Source organism: Williamsia sp. M5A3_1d (genome assembly GCF_053345315.1).
The window spans coordinates 19,650-41,656 of record NZ_JBKEZX010000003.1; the positions used below are offsets into that span (position 1 = coordinate 19,650).

Genomic DNA, 22,007 nt, shown 5'->3' on the forward strand with positions numbered 1-22,007 from the left:
GGATGAGTCTTCGCGGAATTGTCGCCACCGCGGTCGCGCTCGTCATCCCCCGCGGTGGCGGTGGCGGTCAGACGCCGCGACGACGCCGCCGACCCCCGGAGCCCGAGTGCACCTGCGCAGCCTGCAGGTGGACCCGGGACTGACCGCCGCAAGGATTCTCCTGGCCCTCAGGCAGCTGACTCCTGGTCAAGCTCAGTGTTGGCTGCAGCCGGCAGCCCGATGCTCGGCTCATGGCCGCGGAAGTTCTCCAGCCACCAGCGCCAGTCGTCGGGAACCAGCTCGAAGGGGTTGTCGTAGCCGAGTTCGCGCGCGGCCCACACCGGCCAGTGCGGGTTCGACAGCGCGGGACGGCCGAGAAACGCCAGGTCGATGATCCCGCTCTGGATGACCTCGTCGGCCTTCTCCGGCACACCGAGATTCCAGCTCGTCGCGATCGGGATGTCGACAGCCGCCTTCAACTGTTCGGCCCGCGAGAGCATGAACGCCTGCCGACCCATCGGGTTGTCGCGCATGTCGTCGGTGTTGAACCCGAGCGAGATGTCGGCGAGATCGAGGCCGTGCTCCTTCATCCAGCCGATGGCGGTGATCGCATCTTCGAACTGGGTGCCGTCGGGGTTGAGGTCGTCGGAGCCCAGACGCATCGTCAGCGGGTACTCGTCGGGCCACACCTCACGGACGGCGTCGAGGGCCTCGAGGTGGAATCGCGCCCGGTTCTCGAGGCTGCCGCCGTACTCGTCGGTGCGCTGGTTCGCCAGCGGTGAAAAGAAGCTGGCGCCGAGATAGCCGTGCGCGTAATGCATCTCGAGCCATTCGTAGCCGGCATCGACCGCGCGCCGGGCGGCGTCGGCGTAGCTCTTGTAGAGGTCTTTGATCTCGTCGCGGGTCAGCTCGTGGACGGGGAAGGAGTGGTCGCCGCCGTAGGGGATGGCCGAGGGTGCGCGACACGTCCAGCCCTGCGGATGATCCGGCGGCAGCTGCGACCCGCCGGGGTACCCGTCGATGGTCTTGTACTTCGGGACCTCACTGCCCTTACGGCCGGTGTGGCCGAGCTGAATGGCCGCTACGCCGCCGAACATCTTGATGGTGTCGGTGACACGCTTGTGGCCCTCGATCTGACCGTCGTCCCAGATGCCGGAGCATGTGGTCGAGGTGCGTCCGTCGGGGGTGATCGCGACCTGCTCGGGGAACACCAGCCCGAACCCGCCGGCCGCGCGGGCGCCGAGGTAGCTGACGTGGAAGTCGTCCATCTTCCCGTCGGTAGAGCGGTACATCGTCATGGGCGACATGACGATTCGGTTGCGAAGAGTGACGCCCTTGAGCGTGTAGGGCGAGAACAGATTGGGCACGGGATCCCCCTTGGATCGGCACGGCGAGCACGAACCGCGGCTCACGACTTCGGGAGACTGCGATGAGGAGAGTTCACCAGCAGATTTCTGCGCTCGTGTTACGCGGTTCGATGGCACGCGGTAACTCTTTGCTCACTGCCGCGACTCGCGGTCCGTGAGGCAGCGGCGTCCCCGCCGGAGCACCCTTACCCCTGCGAATCAGACTGTGCACGTTGGTCACTGCGCAGGGGGTGGCCCGCAGGGATCTCGACGAAGATGAGCCGCCGCCCGTCGGGATCGAGAACGTGCATCTCCTTCAGGCCCCAGGGCTCGGTACGAGACCCGCGCGCGATGGCTACGCCCTTGGCAGCCAGGTCCTGTTCGGTCCCCTCGATATCGCGGACCTGAAGCCACAGCGAAGTGGCTGACTCTGCGGATTCAGCGGTCAGGTGCGCGGCCACCTCGATGAGCGTCGACCCCGCGAAGAAGACGACCCCGCCCGGGTATGTGCGAGCGATCGCGAGGCCGAGGGTGTCGCGATAGAACGTCAATGTCGCGTCGGGGTGTCGCGGACGAAGCAGCACGCGGGCACTCAGGATCTCCATGTGGCCTGTCTACCAACCCAACCTCGCGACACTCGGAATAAGTCAGGTTATGGTCGCGGGTGACGATCGGCGCCAACGGAGCGTCGGGCATCATCGACCTCAACGTCGAGGAAGGGCAGTCGCATGAGAATCGGTATGGGCATCAACTACGCCGGAGACTTCAGCGAGACCATCAACAACCTGCTCGAGTTCGAGGCCGCCGGTCTCGACCGCGTGGCCGTTCCGGAGGCCTACAGCTACGACGCGGTGAGCCAGCTCGGTTACATCGCCGCGAAGACCGAAACCCTCGAACTGGCGACCGGCATCCTGCCCCTGTTCACCCGCACACCCACCAACATCGCGATGACCGCCGCCGGCCTCGACTACATCTCGGGCGGCCGCGCCGTACTGGGTATCGGAGCCTCGGGACCGCAGGTCATCGAGGGTTTCCATGGCGTGAAGTACGACGCCCCGCTGGGCCGCGCCCGCGAGTACGCCGACATCTGCCGCAAGGTGTGGAAGCGCGAACGCGTCGAGTACGAGGGCAAGTACTACAAGCTCCCGCTCACCAAGGAAGACGGCGGCACCGGTCTCGGTAAGCCGCTCAAGCTGATCAACCACCCCATCCGCGATCGCATCCCCATGGCGCTGGCCGCGATCGGTCCGAAGAACGTCGCTCTGGCCGCCGAGCTCTTCGAGGAGTGGCAGCCGATCTTCTTCCACCCCGATCACGTCGACGCCGCATTCGGTGAGCCGCTGAAGAACGGCAAGGCCAAGCGTGACGCCGAACTCGGCGATCTGCAGATCTCGGTGACCACCGCGCTGCTGATCTCCGATGACGAGACCGCGAAGGACAACGCCCGCGCCCTCGTCTCCCACCAGGTGGCGCTCTACGTGGGTGGCATGGGTGCCCGCGGCAAGAACTTCTACAACGACCTCGCCGTGCGCTACGGCTACGTCGACGAGGCCAAGACCATCCAGGATCTCTACCTCGACGGCAAGAAGCAGGAAGCCGCCGAGGCCGTGCCGGACGATCTGGTGCGTCAGATCTCGCTGATCGGCTCGGCGTCGGAGGTGAAGGACCGCGTGCAGGCGTTCGAGGCAGGCGGCGTCACCATGGCGCTTGCGACCCCGATGGATGTCGACCATGCGGCGAACGTTCAGCAGATTCGTCTGCTGAAAGAGATGATCAGCTAGTCACGTCAGCCGCACCACCTCGCGAAGGAACTCGATGCCGTCACCGTTCGATCCCGAACTGCGCACCTACGACGAGGATCGCGCCATCCACGGCGACTATCCGCTGAAGCTGCAGATGCTGATGCGGGCGAAGACCATCGTGAAGAAGGCCATTGCGACCGGCACGCCGGTCGAGCCGTTCGACGAGCCGTACACGGTGATCGCGATCCTCGGGCAGTCGAACGCGGCCGGTGCCGGTATCGAGGTTGGGGGCACCACGCCCACGCCTCCGAACCCGCGGGTGCATCAGTGGCCCGGGTGCGGGCGCTATCGCGGACGCAAGCCGCTTGCCGCGGTCGATCCGCTCATCCACGAAGTGCCCACCAACGGTGTGGGTTTCGCGACCGAGTTCGGTTCGCTGCTCGCTGACGCCTCGGGCAAGCCGGTGTTGCTGGTGCCGACGGCGCGGGGTGATACGTCGTTCTGGCCGAAGAACGGCTACTCATGGAACCCTGCGAACACCGACGTCCGCGTGAACCTGTTCAAGTACGCGTGCAAGCAGATCGACTCGGCCCTGAAGTTCAGCGGCCAGCCGTTGAGCGGAATCCTCTGGCACCAAGGTGAATCCGACGGACCGCTGACCCCGCCCGAGCTCTATCAGGAGCAGTTCGACCTGCTGATCGCCACACTGCGGGTCCGCTACGGACCAGTCCCGTTCATCCTCGGTGGGCTGAGCCCGGAATACATGCGCTTCGGTCCGCCCAAGCTCGCGGGTATCGACGCGGTCCACAAGGACACCCCGAACCGGCACCCAAATGCCGCGTTCGTCTCCGCCCCCGACGGCATGCTCAACGGGTCACCGGGTGTCCCCGGCGTTGCCGAGGACCCGCACTTCACGGCTGAGGCCGGTCGGATCATCGGGCGGCGCATGTTCGAGACTTATCAGGTGATGACCGAGCCCGAGTGACAACCGTCGGGCACACCGCTCGCCCGACATACCCCAGTGTGTGAGAGAGATCAGCGAGTACTGCGCACGTGCCTGACCCCGGCTCGTTCGAGCGCTCCGACGAGCATCGACGCCAACCTTTGATGCCCATCGAGCGTTGGGTGCAGTCGGTCCGGGCCGATGATCGCCGGTGCTGTTGTCGGCGTGATGAATCGGCGCATGTCGACGAAAGTCCACCGGGCCGCGAGCGCGGCCTCGTGGATCGCGGTGTCGATCGTGGCGCGGGATCTATGTAGCCGTCCTGTGTTGTCGGGTGGTACGCCGAGCACGATGTGCTTGGCGAGCGGGTAGCGGTCGCGAAGGGTGGTCATCACCCACGTCGCGTTGGTTCGAATCAGGTCGGCGGAGACCGCGCTCAACGCGTCATTCACCCCGCCCTCAAGAAGAAGGACCGAGATGGGGGGCTCAGGCAGCCCATCGAGGGCGGGATCGCTGATCTGGGTCACGTAATTGGGCCAGCCATCGACGCGTGATCCGACGACGTAGCCGGTTCCGCCGTGGCCGGACTGTGTGACGCTGTAACCGAGCTCGTTGAGGGCGATCCGGCCGAACGTCTGCGAGCGGTTCACTCCCTCGGAGCCGGTGAAATACGAGTCACCGAAAGCCAACGCGTTTACCTGCCCGGCCCGCGGGTCGGTGAGCTCGCCGATCTGCGCTGCCGAGAGTGATGTATCAGGTCGACTCGAATCTCGATCCTCCGCAATCACGACCCCGGCGCACATTGCCAGGGCGCAGGCGATCACGGCGAGGTGTGATGCCCATACCCTCGCGGGAAAGCCGAATCGCATGGATGAATCGTCACCTATTTCGAGTACATCGTCATCCCGACTCGTGTCCGCCGGACAGACCACACAACCGCTTGATGCCATGTGAGGTCGCCGAGGCCGCCGCGGATGAGAACTGGTCATTTGACGCTCAGGGCGTGCTGATTTCGTTGGCAACCACTTCTGCGGCCGAGCGATGGTGCCCGATTCAGCGCTTGCGCGCTCCGGATACGGCAGGATCGGCGTATGGATCGGTTGAGTTCGCGCCTGGTCGACGCAAACAACCCACGTTCCCTGTCGTATCGGGCAAGGAAACGGCGGTGGCTGAAATTCGCCGAGACGTTTCCTGATGTTGCGGACATGCGTGTGCTCGACCTCGGAGGAACACCGGATTTCTGGCGTAACGCCCCGTCGCGGCCGGGACACCTGACCCTTGTGAACATGGTGCCCGCGACCGCTGGTGCCGGCGAGGTCGTCGTGCTGGGCGACGCTTGTGACCCTCCGTCCGCTGTGTTGTCCGAGCGCTACGACCTGGTGGTGTCCAACAGCCTGATCGAACATGTTGGGGGCCATTCACGCCGACAGGAGTTGTCCGACGTGATCAGAAGCGTCGGCGACTCCTACTGGGTACAGACCCCGTATCGCTACTTCCCGATCGAGCCGCATTGGATGTTCCCCGGACTGCAGTTCTTACCTTTCGAGGCGCGTGTTCGCGTTACTCAACAATGGAAGATCGGAAATATGCAGACCGCGGATCGCCAGACCGCAATCGACAATGTGGCCGAGGTTGAACTACTGGGGATCACACAAATGCGCGACTACTTTCCGGACGGCGATATCTGGGCTGAGCGTGCCGCCGGGTTGATCAAGTCGATGGTGTCGATTCGCCGTCAGTGACAGGCGGCCTGGTCAGAACTCACCGAGCACGACGCCGGGAACTGATCGACCGGCCGCACGCAGCGTTGCGTACGCCTCGGCGAATGCAGCCCTCTTGGTCCGCCCTGCTCGCGCCACGAGCACGAAGCAGTCTGCGGAATCGATGAGACCCCGCGAAGCGGCGAAGCCTGACAATGGTGGGCAGTCGACGACGATGACGTCGAACAGATCACGCAGGTGGGTCAGCGACAGTTTGACTTCCGCAGACGACAAAAGGGCGGAGGCCGCGGACGCGGGGCGCCCGGACGCCAAGACGTACAGGCGCGACACCGCGGTCGCCTGTACGTAATCTTCGATGGGCGTAGTTGTCCCGAACCAATCAGTCAGTCCCACGTCCCATTCGGCGCTGTCGGCCTCCTTCGCTCGTACATCTGCATCGATCAACAGAGCTCGGAATCCGGCGTCGGCGAAGGCCGCAGCGAGAAAGATCGCGGCGGTCGATACTCCTTCGTCGCCTTGTGACCCGGCGACGGCGACCACCGATCTCGCGCCAGAACCCTCCTGGAAGGACACGGCCAATCGCAGCCGACGAAACGCCTCTGCCTGCGACGAGTCGTCGCCGGCGAAACCCGCGACCGACCTCAGATCGCCGCGGCCTCGGGAAGCGATGTCGACCACCAGACCATCCGTGATCGCCTCGACGTCTGCGGTCGACTCGATCCGCCGGTTTCCGCGACGGGCGAGGTGATCGATGACGGCCGTGATGCCGCCGCCGATCAATGCGCTGACGGCGACCCATAGCGAAAGTGGAGGACCGGCTCGGGTTGGCGGCACCTGCGCTTGTTGCACCAGCCGCAGTCGTCCCGAATCGTCAGGGCCGTTCGATGCACCGCTGAGCCGAGCCACCACCGAGATAAGGGCTCTTGCGCCTTCATTGGCGAGGCGAGCAGCCATCACGGGTGAGCGGTCATTCGCCATCACAGTGATGAGCAAGGTGCCCGCGCGTGCGTCGGCGCCGAGGGATCCTCTGATCTCGTCGGTGCTCCGTTCGCCACCGATCGCTTCGTGCACGATGCCTGCGACCATCCCGGAGGTGATCAGTCGGGCAAACGTGACCGCCCGCTGTTGAGAATCGAGCAGCCCCACATAGTCACCGAAGGTGTCGCCCGCCTGGGCTGGGGCCACGGCGACATAGGTCAGCGAGTCCGCGGTGTAGTCGGGTTGCTCGGCTACCGCGATCGCGGCACCCCCAACACCGAAGATCACCGCCCCGGTTATGAAGAGGCCGGCCCGTCGCGGAAGGCGATTCGACGACTTTTTTCGGGACCGCCTCACCGCAGCGGCTTCTGTTCCCGCGGAGAACACACGTTCGCGCTCGCGCGATGCCACATAATCGGCCGATGAGAAAGTTCGTTCGCTTCGTCGTCGACTCGGTCCTCGCGGTGTTCGCCAATTCGTTCATCGGCAGCCACATGATCCCGGTTCGCCTTCGCCCCCGTCTGTACAACCTTCTCGGCCACCGGATTCATCCGACCACCACGATCAACACCGGCGTCTTCCTCGGGGCGCGCACCGGGCTGACCACTGGCCCGAACTGCTACATCAACCACCGGTGCTTCTTCGATCTCGGCGGCGAGGTGATCCTGGAGGAGAATGTGGGATTGAGCTACGAAGTGATGGTCGTGACGTACGACCACGCGATCGCCGGTTCCGACAGCCGTGTGGGATTCGCCGATCCAACCCGTCACACCACCGTGATCGAGAAGGGGACGTGGATTGGAGCACGGGCGATCATCATGCCCGGTGTTCGTATCGGCGCGGGGGTTGTCATCGCCGCGGGCAGCGTCGTCACGTCCGACTGTGAGCCCAACACTCTCTACGCAGGGGTGCCCGCGGTCGCCAAGCGGTCGATCGTCTAGAGCCTCTGAAATCACCCCTACGCGTTTATTGTTCGTCACGTGACGGTCGACGGACCCAACGGGGCGCGCCGTCGCCGCAGAAAAAGAGCGAGAGCAACGGCCAGCGCGAAGGACGAATAGTTGGCTATGAGCGGCGAGAACGCCAGATCCCACAGCGCCTGCCCGGCCACATAGACCACCACGGCGGGTCCCACATCGGCTCGAAGGATCGCGAAATCAGCCAGTGCCGCAACGATGACGAGTCCGGCGACCACGGCGACAGCGAGACCGAAGAGGCCGCACTGAACCCAGAGGTCTGCAGCTATCGAGTGAAGTTCGATGTTGCCCCCGAAGAGGTAATCATCGACGTATGCGCCGCCTGCACCGTTCGCGTACTGATCGAGACCCGACTTACCGATCTCGATGTCCTTCATCGACGGAAAGACCCCGAGCCCGTAGCCCATGGGTTGGTGCAAGAACATCGAGAAAAAAGCGCCGTACTCCGTGCGCCCACCCAGGGCGCCGAAGGCTCGTTGTTGAATCTCCTGGCGGGTTGCAATCGCTTCACCGAACCACCCCGTTGCAATTGCCCAGGAGATCGATGTGAACGCGCCGTACGCAACGACCGTGAAACCCACGACGCTGACGATGGACTTCGTGGCGGTCGCTCGCCAGTCCCGCATGAGGGGACTCACTGCTGTGGCTGCGGCGGCGAGCACGAGAACTCCGGTGATGTTTCTCGTGTCGTTGAATGCCGAGATCGCGGCCAGGGCAAGGCAGGCGATCACCTGGAGACCTACTTGCGCTCGCGGAATGACGGCAAGAACGGCGACGACCACCGCTAATCCGAGCCCGTACTTCCAGAGGTTCTCCACCTGGCCTACGCGGACTCGACCGACGTTGACGGCAAAACCCAGTGCGAACATCGTGAGCGTCCACCGCACTCCAGTGGTTTCGACACACCAATATGTTGCGACGACGATCAGGCCGAAACTGACCAGAACGATCGCTTGACCCAACGCATTCCACTGATCGACTCGGCGGAATGACGCGGGCGCTCCCGAAATCAACGCGAGAACGCCGCCCGAAGCCACGCACCCGTAGACCGCGATTCCGACAGGGGCGAGAAGCTTGGGCCTGGGACGACCGCGCGAGATGAGTACCGGCCACAGTAGGCCGGCCAGCAGCGGGCCCGCAGTGAGGGTGAACAGTCCCGGGACGGTGACAGGCAGTCCGAGAGCGATGATTCGGGCAACAACGGGGAGCGGGACCCATCCTCGAGAGACGCGGGCAGCATCAAGGCCGGTGCGCTCGATTCGCGACCGCAATTTTCTTGCCCGCGCCATCTCGGCAGGCGTTGCGGTGGCGGTCGAATCCATGACGGAAAGGGTTTCACATTTCACGCGCCGACGGCGTCGATGTGACACGCTTGATCATCGCGTTGAGCGTCGTGACGGAGAGGAGTCGGCGTGCCCGACGGGTTGCCTTTGGTGCGAATCTCCGTGGTCACCATAGTGCGCGAAGATCCCATCGGACTTGCCAAGACCATTGCGAGTGTCCGGGATCAGACAGCCGTCGATGTGATCGATCATGTGGTGATCGACGCGGCATCCGGGCCAGTTACGACCGAGCTCCTCGATCGTGCGCAGCGGACTCAGCATGGCGGGGCCTTCCGCTGGGTTTCTGAGCCCGACGGCGGCCGGTATGACGCCATGAACAAGGGCATAGCAATGGCTGGAGCAAACTTGCTGTGGTTGCTCCACGCTGGTGACACATTCGGCTCGCCTCAAGCGGTCGAGTGGGTGCTGGCTGCGACCGGCGACAGCTTTCGAGGTTGGGGCTACGGATTCGCCCGGAAGGTCGACGGAGCCGGCGATGTCGTCGGGGTCTTCGGTTATGCCCCGTTCAGCCTTCGCCGATTCGCGTTGGGTGGAAAATCTCTCCCGCACCAGGCGTGCTTCTTTTCGGTGGACCTGAATCGTCGAGTCGGCGAATACGATGTCGATTTCGGTTTGGCTGCCGACCAGTTGCACCTTCTCCGGTGTGCAACCGTGACGCCCCCCTTGCTCGTGCCCGAATTCATCTGCAATTTTGACACCACAGGTGCAGGCACATCCATGTCGATCCGAGATCATTACCTGGCGATGCGTGCAGCGCGGATTTCTACGAACCGCGTCGAGGGGTCGCTGATACGGGATAGAGCAATCACCGAGGTCATGATTGCGACGTCCACAGCAGCCAACCGCGTGTCCCGTCTCGTGACGCGAACCGGCGCCTCGTGACGGCGCGTCTGACACTGCGCGACACTGTGGTCTGCCTCAGGTCGGACTTCGCGGCCAATCGACGTGACCCGCGGGCGAAACTCGTACTGATGAGCCTCCGCTTATGCCAATGGTTGATGGGAGACCGCGAGTCGCCGCGCCCGGTCTCATGGGCTCCCATCGCCTGCCACCGACTCCTGACCGAGTTCATTCTGGGAATGGAGATCCGGCCGAAGGTGACCATAGGTCCCGGGCTGGCGATCTATCACGGCTTCGGAATCGTGATCAACAATGATGCGGTGATCGGGAGCGGTGTCACGTTACGCAACGCGGTGACGATCGGGCATCAGCGTCCGGGCGGTCCGTCTCCGCGTATCGGTGACGGTGTTTCCATCGGTGCCGGCGCAATCATCCTGGGCGGCATAGTGCTCGGAGAGGGAGCCACAGTCGCGGCGGGTGCCGTCGTGGTTCACGATGTCGCACCCGGCGCAACCGTCGCGGGGAACCCCGCCCGCGAGATCGCTCTCCGGAATCACGATGACGACGGGTAACGAGCTACCGCCCGTGGCTGCCGGCGCCCCCACTCGACTCGTCTCGAGTGCGGCCAAATCTAGCGGCTTCCGTGTGATCAGTCTCGCGGTGAACGCCGCAGTGGCGACGGTCGCGCTGTGGCTGATCGTCACCCGTTTCGGCGCCGACTCCTACGGGCTCTATTCGTTGCTTGCGACGCTGATCCTCGCGGTGTCGTTTGCTGACCTCGGGCTGGGGGCTGTCCTGATCAACGCGACAACAGACTTCCGATCCGGTGCGATCGATCGTGCTGCCTTCGTCGCCGTGCACGATTCGATTCGGCGGATCCTCTGGCTGATCGCGACCGCGATCGTGTTGATTGCGGCTGGGTTGTGCGTGAGCGGGCAGTGGCCGGCGATTCTGGGCGGGGTGGTCGATGGGAGATCTGGGCAGATCGCGGCGTCACTCGTCGTCGCCGTGATCGGCCTCTCGATCCCCTTCGGGGTCGGCCCCAGGATCTTGCAGGGTGACGGTCGTATGAGTGATGTCGTGAAGTACTCGGTATTCGGGCCGATCGTGCAACTTGTCATCTTCTTGCCGCTTGTCTTCACACTCGACGGCCCTGCGCTCCTGGCGGTGGCACCTGCGATCGGCGCCTTCGCGGTGGCGTGGTGGACCGATCGTCGCGCCCGCGCCGACCTGGGCGTCCGGTTGTTGAGGGCCGCTACCAGGGCAGGCAGGCAACGGTTGGGTAGGGGAGTGCTCTCGTCATCGCTGTCGTACCTGGTCATCTCAGTAGGGTTGGCTCTTGCGTTTCAGTCGCAGCGAGTCGTGTTGTCCCACAACTCCTCGGCCGCGGAGTTGAGTCAGTACGCGGTGGTCGCTCAATACCTGATCCCGGTGTACTCGATCGCAACCGTCGCAGGGCAGGCGATGTGGCCGGAGTATCGCGCCGCAGACTCGTCGCTGACAGGAAGGACACTTCGGCGCCACATCGCTGTGTTCGCGCTGCTCGGAGTCGCCGGCGCGGCCACCCTGGTGTGCACCGTCACCGTCATCGGACGCTGGCTGCTCGGCGGTGCGATCAGCCTTCCGGGGACGACGCTCGTGGCGGCGTGCGTCTACCTGATCGCGCTGTTTGCGCATCAACCATCGGCAATGGTTCTCACCGACTCTCGCGGACTCGCAGCACAGGCCGTGCTTGTCACCATGGCCGGCGCTCTGACTGTCGGCGGAACAGTGTGGTTTGCCGGTTCCTATGGCGCTGCGGGTGCCTTTGCGGTGGCGGGTGTGGTGGTCGGTGTCGTGCAGCTGGTGCCGACATACCTACTCGCGCGCCGCCATCTTGCCAACAGGCGGGACGCACGATGATCTCACCGGGTGTGCAGCCCCCGCGCCGGATCGCCGTCGGCGGTGTTGAATTCACGGTTTCGACCCGCGCCCGAGCGGTCGCGGACGTCGTGGCGGCGGCGCAGGCGAGGACTGCCGTTGCTGTTCGCTTCGCGAACGCATACACGGTGGTGGCGGCGTCGAGGATCCCCGGTTATCGCGAGCTGCTCAATTCCTCGGGCGTGACGTACCCGGACGGACGGCCTGTTTGGTGGTGCATGCGTGCGCACGGTGCGGCTGTGGCCGGAGACCAGATACGTGGCCCTTCGATGTTCTTCGATGTCCTGGACGCAGGTCGGCAAGCAGGTTTGTCGCATTTCCTGTTGGGTACGACGCCGACGACGTTGGCGGCGCTGTGCGAGCAAATCGAACGCCGTCTGCCCGGCGTCGAGATTTCTGGTGCGTTCTCGCCGCCCTTCGGCGACGTCACCGATCAGTTCGTACAGCGCTGCGTGGCCGAAATCCTCCGTGCACAACCAGATCTGGTGTGGATCGCGCTCGGAACCCCTAAACAGGACTTCGCGGCGGCTCGGATCAGTGCTGAGACCGGAGTGATGTGCCTCGCCGTCGGTGCGGCATTCGACTTCGTGGCGGGGACGGTACGGGAGGCGCCGCCGGTACTCACCCATCTCGGACTCGAATGGGCGTTTCGATTGGCTACTGAACCCCGCCGGTTGTGGCGGCGTTACCTCATCGGCATTCCCTTATTCGTCACTCTCGTCGCGCGCGAGGCTTTGGTGAATGCGTGTCGAGAGCTGGGTAGGCGCCGATCGAGATGACGCTTCATGGCGCCTGCGGGCCACCCAGGCGACCATTGCGCTCACGGTGGTCATCAGCTTGGTGCGGGCGGTGAGCGGCGCAGGCGTGGAGCGAGCGGACCCGACTGTATTCCTCGAGCGGGCCAACGTCGCATACTGCAGTTCCTTCAAGACGTAGGAGAACTGCACGGGCCGCGTTGTTCGGTACATCACGAGAGCCTCGTCAAGGCATGCGAAGTGGCGATCGGCAAGCTTGATGAACAACGCGAGATCTTGGCAGCGAAGGCACCCGCTGTCGTATCCGCCGACTCCCCGCACGACTTCCGTTCGCAGCATTGCTGAAGGATGTGCGATCGGCATCAGGAGTCTTTGCTGGCGGCGGCGGATCGTCTCGGAATCCGTCGGCCATCGCGACAGCTGGGGACCGCCCCACGATCCGAATTCGAGTAGATGCGAGCCCACCCCAGCTGTGTCTGCGGAGATCTCGAGTACCGCAGCCTGACGCTCGAGCCGACCCGGCAATGCCACGTCGTCCGCGTCGAGAACGGCGAGATACTTTCCGCGTGCCATCTCCAACGCCGCATTGGCTGCGGCGCCCGGCCCGCGGTTCGTCGGCAGGCGACGGTAGATGAATCGAGGATCGGACAGGTAGTCGGCGACCAGACGTTCGGTGCCATCCGTCGACCCGTCGTCGACGACGATGTGCTCCCAGTCGGAATGTGTTTGTCCGACGCTTGATTCGAGGCATTCGGAGATCACACGCGCGGCGTTGTAGGCCGGTGTGATGATCGAGATGAGTGGGGTGCGAGGAATCATCGAGTGCTAGCATTTCCCTTCTGCGGGGGCGTCGCTAGAGGAGGTCGTGGTGATGTCGTCAGACGCGAATCAATCCGTGGAGAAGTCGCAGGACAGTTTTCACGGTGAAGGACACGACTACGTTGTAGGGAGTCCACACCTTCGGCACGGTTCACTGATGCAGACCATCTCGAGTCAGATCACGGACGTGATAACTGAACGTGTCGCTCGAGCAGGTTCGTGTCGCGTTCTCGAGATCGGGGCCGGTCACGGAACTTTTACCGAAACGAGTCTTAACGCAGGCGCCGAGGTCACCGTGACCGAGATGTCTGCACCCAGCTACAAGCACCTTGCGGACCGCTACCGTGACGACGATCGGGTAACGGTGATCCATGACTCCGATGGGCGGGGTGTTTTCCAGACGGGCACCACATTTGATGTGATTCTGCTGATTTCGGTGATCCACCACATTCCTGATTACGAGGATGTGCTCGCGGCGTTGATGCGGGACGTGGTGGCTGCCGACGGCGATCTCCTTACTTTCCAGGACCCGCTCTGGTACCCACGCCAGCGAAAAAGTGCACGCGCACTGGCCGTCGGATCGTATTTCGTCTGGAGACTCGCCCAGGGGAACCTGCGACAGGGGCTGAGAACTCGATTGCGGCGCCTTCGCGGAACCTATGACGACACTGAGATCGCAGACCTCGTCGAGTATCACGTTGTCCGCCAGGGTGTCGATGAGCAGGCAATCGTGCGCTTGGCCGAGCCTCTGTTCGAGACCATCGAGTTGACCACGTACTTTTCTACGCAGTCGACGGTGATGCAGCGAATCGGTGAGACCAGGTTCCCGCACAACACGTTCGCGATCACGGCGCGTCATCGACGCGATCGGCGGAGGTAGCTCTTTCGTTGCGCTGCTGAATCTCTGAGTAGAGAGCGTTGATCTGCTTCAACCAGACCTTCTCGCTGAAGCTGTCCTCGAAGGTTACGCGGGCGCAGCGACCGAACTTTTCCCGGTCGCGGGTGATCTGGGCCATCGACACCGAAAGTCCGTAAGAACCCTTCGCGGGGTCGAACTGCACACCTCCACCGGCGTGGGTCAGTTCGTCTGCACTTGCGCATTTGTCCGAGACCAGGACGGGCGTGCCACACGCTTGGGCTTCGAGGGCGACCGTCGGCAGGCCCTCTGCCCAAAGGCTAGGGATGATGACTCCCGTGCTGGATCTCATGTAACCGTCGAGTTCTGCGCGAGAAAGCTTGCCCAGGTAGGTGACGAGACTCCCCGGGCGCCGAGCGTGGTCCTCGACCACAGGTCGATCGGGCCCGTCGCCCGCCACGAACAAAAGTGTTCTAGATGGCAGATTGTCCAGCAACCAGGTGATCCCCTTCTCCGGGGTGAGGCGCCCGGCGAACAGCCAGGCCTGCGGTTCGGGCACCAAGCTCGGTGTGCTCACCCCGAACTGTGTTGGTGCAACGAAGTTCGGTATCACGCTGAACGACTTCCCGGGAAAGTATTTGCGGAATGTTGAGAGCGCTTGGGTGTTCAATACGATGCTGTGCGCAGATTTGGCGACAGCACGCGAGTGCCTCCCCTGAGCGCGAGACGCGATGGCCAGTGGAAGGGTGGCGATACGAGAATCGTGATAGCAACGGTGACGCACCGCATGGAGCGAAGTGGATTCTGGGCACTGAAAGCAGTCATGCCCGTTCCGCCACAGGGTTCCACTGGCACAGAGGTTTCTGTAGTTGTGCAACGTGCTCACTACTCGACTGGAGTAGTTGTCGATCCAGGTGTCGCCGAAATTGGGATGCAGGTTGTGGACATGGACGATGTCCGGGTTGATCTCGGCGAGGTCGGGCGAGACGCTGACACCCCTCACCGAGAGTGTGTTGGCAGCCGCTCTTGCGGCGTAGGTCCTGGGATGCCGTTCGAGCTCGTGGTCGGTGTGTCGCGAGAGAAGGTGCACCTCGTGGCCGGCACGCCGGAGGGCTGCAACCTGCAGTCGAACCGCGGCATTCTCTCCACTCGGGACGCCGCTTCCGTAGAAGGAATGAACGACGGCGACCCTCACGGGACCATTGAAGGTGTCACGTGCGCAGTGCGTTCTCGTTTTCGCGGAACCAGTCGACGGTCGACCGCAGTCCCTCGCGCAATTCGATCGTCGGCTCCCAACCGCTGCCGAGGAGAGTGCTGACGTCGATCAGCTTCCGCGGTGTGCCATCGGGCTTGCTGGTGTCCCATTCGGTGGCGCCCACGTAGCCGACCGCCTCGGCGACCATGGTGGCGATGTCTTTGATGGGGAGGTCTTTCCCGCTTCCCACGTTCACCTGCTGCGGTCCGTCGTAGGTGTCGAGGAGATGCAGGCAGGCGGCGGCCATGTCGTCGACGTGGAGGAACTCGCGCATGGGGGTGCCGGTGCCCCAGTTGACGACCTTCTTGGCGTTGGACAGCCGTGCTTCCTCGTATCGGCGGATGAGTGCGGGGAGTACGTGGGAGGTGGTGGTCGAGAAGTTGTCACCCGGGCCGTAAAGGTTGGTGGGCATGGCCGAGATCCACGGACGTCCGTACTGGCGACGCACGGCCTGTACTTGGAGGATGCCGGCGATCTTGGCGATCGCGTAAGCATCGTTGGTGGGCTCGAGCAGCCCGGTGAGTAGAGCATCCTCGCGGATCGGCTGTTCGGCATACTTCGGGTAGATGCAGGTGGAGCCGAGAAACAGGAGCCGTTCGACCCCGTATTCGAGAGCGGCGTCGAGGACGTTCACCTGCACCTGCAGATTCTGGCTGATGAAGTCGACGGGGAACGTGCTGTTGGCCATGATGCCGCCGACCTTCGCCGCGGCGAGCACGACCACGTCGGGCTTCTCGGTGGCGAAGAAGGCGAACACTGCCGCCCTGTCGGTGAGCTCGAGCTCGGCATGCGTTCGACCGATGACGTCTGTGAAGCCGGCTTGGGTGAGCTTTCGCCAGACGGCAGACCCGACGAGTCCTCGGTGGCCGGCGACGTAGACCTTTGCGTCGCGGCGAATAGTTCGTTCTGCAAACAGTGCGGAGTCCATGGCTCGGCTTTCGATGCACCTGATCCGTGCGACTCACGGAAACATTGCGGAAAGTGTATTACGAAGTTTGCCAGCCTATGCGGGAAAGCGTCGGTCAGTCTACGAAAATCGTGGGAACGGACGTCTCTATTCTGAACCTCACTATCGTTCTGCCTCAAAAACAAGGAGCAACTTCGCGCGACGCAGAGATCGAGGCGGAATGGAGTTGACGCGCCCTTAACGCCGACGCATCCAACGTGCGCACGCGGAAGGCCCGCAGCTGACACCGCTTCGGTTGATCTCTCTGCGCACGCGGCCAATACCCATCCCGCGTTGATGGCGACGCCCAGAATTTGACCACCGAGGCTAAGGTTGCGGATCCCGCCAGGATAAGAATGGCGCGCCCGCAAGACGTGAGCGGCGTCAGCGGTTAGCCGGCGGCAAGCAGCTTCTCTGGTCACGAACTCGACGGCGCCGCGCTGTCGACCGCCGCGACTGGTTCCGGCTCGGGCGATGATCGCATTACTCACGATCAACTCGCGCGATGAGCCCTTATCCACTCTGGTTTGGCAGTCTGATTCCCCCAACGCTTCGTGTCGATCAGCTTGTCCTCTGCCTCTATTCGTCCTCGACGGAGGCGACGTACCGGCCCGGTCCTGAGATCGGTCCGATCAGCGTGCCGGTCAGCGGCCTCGCAGGTTCGCTGACGCGATCAGGCACGGCGCCGATCTGAATCAGGCTGAGGTCGATGTTAGGACGACGGCGGAACCGGTGCCGCGGGTGACGTCACGGGGACCGCGACTGGCTTCTGATCGATCGCGCCCAGGACCGCGTTCGCGATGACGGCGTGGCCGCGGTCGTTGGGGCGGAAGTCGTCGCTGGTGCCGCGCTCGACCCGGACGCCAGCGGGTCCGCGGTTCTTCTGATCGCGGTAAAGCCGGGCGAGCGGGACGAAGATGCCGTCCGCCGCCAGACATGACTGCTCGATCTGGGCGTCGTAGCCGTTCGTGTTGTCCCGCCACACTCCGAGACAGACGAGAGCGGTTTTGGGCGACGCCATCCGGATGCGCTTAACCAGCAAGTCGTATTGGGTTCGGAACCTGTTGAGTGGCGTTGCGTCCCAATCGTTCGTCCCCAGTTCGACGACCGCGAGGTCCAGACCAGCGGGCATCGTGGTGGCGCTGACTGTCGACAGGGTCTCATTGGCGCGCTCCGCCGTCTGCTGAGGAACGGAATTGATAGCGTTCGATACCAGCTTCGCGAAACCGAGCGCGGAGCGCGTCGCGAAGTATCCGCCCGTCAAAGAACCACCGACGAACAGCAGGGACGCAGCGCGTCCAGCGGGCTTGCGAAATTGGACGGATGACGGTGCGTCGCTGTAGAAGCGAAGGTCGGTCTGGTTAGCCGCATCTAGCTGCGCCGAGACGTCCACCCTCGGTGACGCGTCGCGTTGTGAACGGCCGGCCAGCACGGTGCCTGCCGCCAGTACGGCGACCAGAATCAGCACCGCAAATATCGAAAGACGCCGGATAGCCATAGGTCACATTCAACCCGAAATCAGTTCCGCGGCGCACGTCCAGTGTGGGCGATGTCGTGCAATCGGGCTACGACCCGTTTGGTCACACACCCTCTTGAGTTGGCCCAGTTGCTAGTACCTTAATGGAAAGGGCGTCAAGCCTGTAAGAACGCGGCACTATCCGGCTTTCGTCGGGTGGTCGACCCAACGAGCACGGCCGACCCAACCGGAGTCAGCGAGAAACCGTGATCACAGGCCGCTCGCAGAGCGGCTGCCGATTCGCGTCAAAGCAGGAGGTTAAGCCCAGCGACTAGACCAGCATGGCTCCCGATCAACGCCAAAACCGCTTGCAACACATGTTGAGTCTGGTCAATCTTGCAACACACACGCAGCAAAGCAGCCCATCTGCTGTCGATCGTTCACTCGATATTCGAACGGAACTCTGCAAGTGAACATCAACGAATTAGACGGAGAAGGGCACATAAGTCTCCGACGTCATACGTAGCCCTCACCTGGCAACTTGCTTAAGTCGGATCTACCGACTGCATGACGGAACTGTCTTCGGAGGGCTGGACAGGCACCAACACATCGACACTAGGGTCACCTGCAGCACCAACTCGACTCAAAGATGGCAGGACGACGGTGGGGGTCCTAGCGACGGATCGCCTTCGCGGCGATTTCGAACGTCATGGCGCGCGTTGTGGCGATGACGGAGGGCAAGTCTGCGGCTGGCACAACTAGTGCAGCTCCCGCTCTGTTGGGTCGCGCACCACGGGGACCTCGTCTAGGCTATTCGACAGCAGAGCGAGAAACCCCAACGCTGCACTGAAGCATCTTTAATCTCACCTCGGTGAACCTTAGGATTGTCGTAGCGGACAGAGGGAGGCGTTCATAAATCGATCGGACGTAAGCTTTGACTATTTGGTGACCGCACAATCGTAGTGGTTCCGGTTCGCGCCGGGAAGAGTCGGCTAATGCAAACTGACGATGGTGGAAACATGGGTGGCATAGCCGCTATTTCTGCGCAGCGAGGGACGGGTACCTGTCTCTCGGACTACCCAGGAATCGAATGAAGGAATCGAACCGAGTTGAACCGGAAGCAAAATTGCTCTAAAGATTTGGGCGGCAATACTACCGACTCGCCGGCGCTTGCCAAAGCGATCTTGGTCCATTCGTCGGCGGACATGTACGGTAGCGATCGAATGGCGCTAGAGAGCGCTGTGGCCCTCACCCGCATGGGCCTAGACGTCACAATCGTGCTTCCCTGTTCAGGTCCACTGGTCAAGCATTGCGAAAATCACGGAATCCAGGTCAGAATTCTGCCAGTTCCAATCCTTCGCAAGTCGATCATGAATCCTAAGGGGGTCTTCAAGTACGCGATTCAGAATTTGGGAGGAATTGTTCGCGCTTATCGCTACATGAAAAGCGTCCGCCCACGATTCGTCTATGTGAACACAATGACGCAGAGCGCCTGGCTAATCGCGGCAACTTTGGCCCGTTATCCGACGCTGCTACATGTTCGGGAATCGGAACACGAGCAACCCACGTGGGTGCGCCATGCGCTAGTAGCACCAGCGTATCTCGCTTCAAGTGTAGTGGCCAACAGCAACGATACAAGAAGATTCATTCAAAAATCTCTCGTGTTCGGAAGAAAAGAAGTAAGAGTGATTTACAACGGGAAAAGATGGGAGACGCTGCCGGAGCAAAGCAAAGCAACACCAATAGGCGATGGCCAAGACGCAAAAATCGCGCTAGTGGGTCGAGTAAGCCCTCGAAAAGGCCAAGACATCGCGATCCGCGCTTTGTCGAAGGTGGTGGACGCAGGCTGGGATATTGAGTTGGTCTTGGTTGGGGATGTTTTTCCGGGCTACGAGTGGTATGCCGAAGAGCTAAGAAGCCTGGCCAAAGCCCTTGGTGTCGAGGCCCGCGTAACGTGGACCGGTTTTGTTCACGACGTCCGGCAGATTTTGGACATTGCGATCATCGCGATTGTTCCATCTCGAATAGAGCCTTTCGGTACCGTGGCGGTTGAGGCAATGGCACGTCGCAAACCGACAATTGTCAGTAACGTTGGAGGGTTAACCGAAATCGTTTCCCATGAAAACACAGGGCTAGTTTTTGACACAGAAAGCGCAGATTCCTTAGCGCAAATGATCCTAGCGCTGCTCCAATCCGTCTCGCTCCGCACGAGGCTAGCTGACGCCGCCTATCGCTCCGTTCTTTTTCGCTTTTCACAGGAAACATATCGAGAGCAAGTGCGATCCGCCGTCGAGCCTCTGTTGGCCGAAGGACTACACGCATGACCACGAGGACAGCAATCACCAGTTACGGCAATCCTTACGGACCGAGTCATGGCGGTCGTATGCGTACGCGATCCTTCATCGAAGCCCTTGAAAGCTCTGATAATCGAGTTGGCGCAGTCTTCGGTGATGACTGGGTCGGGTCATCCATGCGTCCCAGTGGAACTGCACGAGCCCGAATGGGCGACTTGAAACGCCAATATCTTCCACTGCCTACGCAGACAGGCGGACGATCCAAAAATATCTCAAGTCAACTTAGGTCAATGGCGCCAGATGTGCTCGTGGCAGCAAGCCTTCAACACGCGAGATGGTCAAAAACCGTGCCTCGGTCGGCGCTGTGGATTGACTTTATGGACCTGTGGAGCCGTATGTGCTCGCGTGAAGCCGCCGCAAGAAAAGGAGGTGCCGCCGTTTCTGCTGCCGCTCAGGCACACCTGTTGGCCGAACTCGAGAGGTACTACATCTCAAGGGCCGCCGTCGTTACCACGGCAGGGTGGGGGGACGCATTGGCGCTGCAAAACCGAGGCATTGCAGCCACCTGGATTCCCGTTCCAATCGAAGTCTCGAAAGAACGGTCTACTGCGAACCCGGACCGCGGGAAGCCAACAGCTGGGTTCATTGGAAACTTTGACTATTGGCCTAATAGGCACGCCCTTGAGACTTTATATGTAGATTGGCTCCCTTTCCTGAGGAACGCTGGGTGGGACGTCCTGGTGGCGGGCCGAGGCAGCGGCAGGTTGCAGCACCCTCCCGATGGAGTGCGAATTGTTGGTGAGGTAGATACTGTTAGCGAATTCTATTCGTCGGTTGACCTCTCTTTGGCGCCAATCAATCTTGGCGGCGGAATGAAAGTAAAGGTTATTGAATCGCTAATGCACGGAACGATGGTTGCCGCGACGAGTTTTGCGCTAGATGGTTTTCCGCCGGCCGTGCGAAACTTGTGTCACGTAATTAGTCGTCCCATCGCCGACCTGCCCGATATAGAAGCTTTAGCACCAATAACGGCGACTGAAATCAACTGGCTCGCAGAGATGTTCTCATACGATAGCGTTGCAGCCCGGCTGCGCCAGACGTTCGATCTCGTCCTTTCGAAAGCGCCAAATGTCTAGCTTGTCCGGAGCAAAATTGATTTCAAAACTGGCAGCTGTCGTTGGGAAAGAAATCATAGTCGACGGAAGGCTTACGCCCAGAGATGTTTTTGGCGAAATAGGCATTCGTTCTTTAGATTTGGTTCGCGGTGTTGTCCGCCTGCGAGGCGTCGTTTTCCTGGGATCGCGCGTAAGAATTCGGCGCGCCCGATCGCTTGCGATCGGACGCGGCTCATCTGTGGGGCCAGGCTGCTATCTCGACTGCAGAGCGGTAGCGGGCGTGAGGCTAGGCCGTCAGGTCAAGTTGGGTCGCAATGGAACACTGACCTGCACTAGCAGTCTGCGCTTGGTTGGGAAGGGTGTCACGATCGGAGACCACACCGGGATCGGGGAAGGGTTTCACCTTGGATGTTCGGGGGGCATCCAGATTGGTTCCGACGTCATCGTTGGACCGGGTCTCTTTATTCACTCCCAAAACCATGTCTATTCGGACCCCGATACTCTCATTCGCGAACAAGGCACAATTGAGAGTAGCGTCGTCATCTCGGACAACTGCTGGATCGGTTCGAGGGTGACAATCCTCGCGGGTACATCAATTGGACCTCGAACGGTCGTTGCTTCTGGTGCGGTAGTCAGCGGTCATTTCGACGGCAACGAGATTCTGGCTGGCGTGCCGGCTCGAGTAGTGAAAAAGATATGAGCGGAAGAGAATTCTTCGGTAA

At 62.0% G+C, this 22,007-nt stretch carries 21 protein-coding genes; 12 read left to right on the forward strand and 9 right to left on the reverse strand.

Annotation, left to right across the window (positions count from 1 at the left end; translation table 11 throughout):
* Positions 1-167: 167 nt before the first annotated feature.
* Together ACLBW1_RS12605 and ACLBW1_RS12610 are read right to left on the reverse strand one after the other, a co-directional pair.
* Positions 168-1,346, reverse strand: coding sequence for an oxidoreductase (locus tag ACLBW1_RS12605; protein ID WP_447812198.1), 1,179 nt, complete (start codon positions 1,344-1,346; stop codon positions 168-170).
* A gap of 185 nt (positions 1,347-1,531) precedes the next feature.
* Complete coding sequence (locus ACLBW1_RS12610; protein ID WP_447812199.1) at positions 1,532-1,930, reverse strand: VOC family protein; 399 nt, start codon at positions 1,928-1,930, stop codon at positions 1,532-1,534.
* 123 nt (positions 1,931-2,053) lie between these two features.
* On the opposite strand from ACLBW1_RS12610, the gene ACLBW1_RS12615 reads away from it, so the two are divergent.
* Entirely contained in the window at positions 2,054-3,106 is a 1,053-nt protein-coding gene (locus tag ACLBW1_RS12615; protein ID WP_447812200.1) for an LLM class F420-dependent oxidoreductase, read from the forward strand.
* Positions 3,107-3,140: 34 nt separating this feature from the next.
* Positions 3,141-4,052 (forward strand): sialate O-acetylesterase, encoded by a 912-nt coding sequence (locus ACLBW1_RS12620; protein WP_447812201.1) that lies wholly within the window; start codon positions 3,141-3,143, stop codon positions 4,050-4,052.
* A 50-nt stretch (positions 4,053-4,102) separates the two neighbouring features.
* On the opposite strand, the gene ACLBW1_RS12625 is transcribed toward ACLBW1_RS12620, so the two are convergent.
* The gene (locus ACLBW1_RS12625) at positions 4,103-4,879 is read right to left on the reverse strand and encodes an SGNH/GDSL hydrolase family protein (RefSeq protein WP_447812202.1); all 777 of its coding nucleotides are present in this window, start codon (positions 4,877-4,879) and stop codon (positions 4,103-4,105) included.
* Positions 4,880-5,101: 222 nt separating this feature from the next.
* Between ACLBW1_RS12625 and ACLBW1_RS12630 the strand changes: the two genes are divergently transcribed.
* Positions 5,102-5,752, forward strand: coding sequence for a class I SAM-dependent methyltransferase (locus ACLBW1_RS12630; protein ID WP_447812203.1), 651 nt, complete (start codon positions 5,102-5,104; stop codon positions 5,750-5,752).
* 12 nt (positions 5,753-5,764) lie between these two features.
* On the opposite strand, the gene ACLBW1_RS12635 is transcribed toward ACLBW1_RS12630, so the two are convergent.
* Positions 5,765-6,997, reverse strand: coding sequence for an AAA family ATPase (locus ACLBW1_RS12635; protein ID WP_447812204.1), 1,233 nt, complete (start codon positions 6,995-6,997; stop codon positions 5,765-5,767).
* Positions 6,998-7,131: 134 nt separating this feature from the next.
* On the opposite strand from ACLBW1_RS12635, the gene ACLBW1_RS12640 reads away from it, so the two are divergent.
* Positions 7,132-7,650 carry an acyltransferase gene (locus tag ACLBW1_RS12640; protein ID WP_447812205.1) on the forward strand — a complete coding sequence of 173 codons (519 nt, stop codon included), beginning with the start codon at positions 7,132-7,134 and terminating at the stop codon, positions 7,648-7,650.
* A 35-nt stretch (positions 7,651-7,685) separates the two neighbouring features.
* On the opposite strand, the gene ACLBW1_RS12645 is transcribed toward ACLBW1_RS12640, so the two are convergent.
* Positions 7,686-9,008 (reverse strand): hypothetical protein, encoded by a 1,323-nt coding sequence (locus ACLBW1_RS12645; RefSeq protein WP_447812206.1) that lies wholly within the window; start codon positions 9,006-9,008, stop codon positions 7,686-7,688.
* Positions 9,009-9,098: 90 nt separating this feature from the next.
* On the opposite strand from ACLBW1_RS12645, the gene ACLBW1_RS12650 reads away from it, so the two are divergent.
* The 4 genes from ACLBW1_RS12650 to ACLBW1_RS12665 all read left to right on the forward strand — a co-directional run bounded on the left by ACLBW1_RS12650 (position 9,099) and on the right by ACLBW1_RS12665 (position 12,568).
* Positions 9,099-9,911, forward strand: a complete 813-nt coding sequence (locus ACLBW1_RS12650; protein ID WP_447812207.1) for a glycosyltransferase — start codon at positions 9,099-9,101, stop codon at positions 9,909-9,911.
* Positions 9,908-10,441, forward strand: a complete 534-nt coding sequence (locus ACLBW1_RS12655) for a serine O-acetyltransferase (protein WP_447812208.1) — start codon at positions 9,908-9,910, stop codon at positions 10,439-10,441. Before ACLBW1_RS12650 ends, ACLBW1_RS12655 begins: the two co-directional genes overlap by 4 nt.
* 88 nt (positions 10,442-10,529) lie before the next feature.
* Positions 10,530-11,771 (forward strand): hypothetical protein, encoded by a 1,242-nt coding sequence (locus ACLBW1_RS12660; protein WP_447812209.1) that lies wholly within the window; start codon positions 10,530-10,532, stop codon positions 11,769-11,771.
* Positions 11,768-12,568 carry a WecB/TagA/CpsF family glycosyltransferase gene (locus ACLBW1_RS12665; RefSeq protein ID WP_447812210.1) on the forward strand — a complete coding sequence of 267 codons (801 nt, stop codon included), beginning with the start codon at positions 11,768-11,770 and terminating at the stop codon, positions 12,566-12,568. Before ACLBW1_RS12660 ends, ACLBW1_RS12665 begins: the two co-directional genes overlap by 4 nt.
* Here the strand turns inward: ACLBW1_RS12665 and ACLBW1_RS12670 are convergent.
* Positions 12,494-13,363 (reverse strand): glycosyltransferase family 2 protein, encoded by an 870-nt coding sequence (locus ACLBW1_RS12670; protein ID WP_447812211.1) that lies wholly within the window; start codon positions 13,361-13,363, stop codon positions 12,494-12,496. The two genes, ACLBW1_RS12665 and ACLBW1_RS12670, sit on opposite strands and share 75 nt — an antisense overlap.
* A 157-nt stretch (positions 13,364-13,520) precedes the next feature.
* Between ACLBW1_RS12670 and ACLBW1_RS12675 the strand changes: the two genes are divergently transcribed.
* Positions 13,521-14,243, forward strand: a complete 723-nt coding sequence (locus tag ACLBW1_RS12675) for a class I SAM-dependent methyltransferase (protein ID WP_447812212.1) — start codon at positions 13,521-13,523, stop codon at positions 14,241-14,243.
* Here ACLBW1_RS12675 and ACLBW1_RS12680 read toward each other — a convergent pair.
* The 3 genes from ACLBW1_RS12680 to ACLBW1_RS12690 all read right to left on the reverse strand — a co-directional run bounded on the left by ACLBW1_RS12680 (position 14,209) and on the right by ACLBW1_RS12690 (position 17,888).
* On the reverse strand, positions 14,209-15,414 hold the full coding sequence (locus ACLBW1_RS12680) for a glycosyltransferase family 4 protein (protein ID WP_447812213.1): 1,206 nt from the start codon (positions 15,412-15,414) through the stop codon (positions 14,209-14,211). The two genes, ACLBW1_RS12675 and ACLBW1_RS12680, sit on opposite strands and share 35 nt — an antisense overlap.
* A gap of 16 nt (positions 15,415-15,430) precedes the next feature.
* Positions 15,431-16,402 (reverse strand): GDP-L-fucose synthase family protein, encoded by a 972-nt coding sequence (locus ACLBW1_RS12685; RefSeq protein WP_447812214.1) that lies wholly within the window; start codon positions 16,400-16,402, stop codon positions 15,431-15,433.
* A 730-nt stretch (positions 16,403-17,132) separates the two neighbouring features.
* Positions 17,133-17,888: an SGNH/GDSL hydrolase family protein gene (locus tag ACLBW1_RS12690; RefSeq protein WP_447812215.1), complete on the reverse strand. Its 756-nt coding sequence runs from the start codon at positions 17,886-17,888 to the stop codon at positions 17,133-17,135.
* Between the two features lie 1,097 nt (positions 17,889-18,985).
* On the opposite strand from ACLBW1_RS12690, the gene ACLBW1_RS12695 reads away from it, so the two are divergent.
* From ACLBW1_RS12695 to ACLBW1_RS12705, 3 genes are all read left to right on the forward strand, one after another.
* Positions 18,986-20,200 carry a glycosyltransferase family 4 protein gene (locus ACLBW1_RS12695; protein WP_447812216.1) on the forward strand — a complete coding sequence of 405 codons (1,215 nt, stop codon included), beginning with the start codon at positions 18,986-18,988 and terminating at the stop codon, positions 20,198-20,200.
* Positions 20,201-20,565: 365 nt separating this feature from the next.
* Positions 20,566-21,306 (forward strand): glycosyltransferase family 4 protein, encoded by a 741-nt coding sequence (locus ACLBW1_RS12700; protein ID WP_447812955.1) that lies wholly within the window; start codon positions 20,566-20,568, stop codon positions 21,304-21,306.
* Positions 21,299-21,985 carry an acyltransferase gene (locus ACLBW1_RS12705; RefSeq protein ID WP_447812217.1) on the forward strand — a complete coding sequence of 229 codons (687 nt, stop codon included), beginning with the start codon at positions 21,299-21,301 and terminating at the stop codon, positions 21,983-21,985. The genes ACLBW1_RS12700 and ACLBW1_RS12705 overlap by 8 nt, the downstream gene beginning before the upstream one ends.
* Positions 21,986-22,007: the final 22 nt, after the last annotated feature.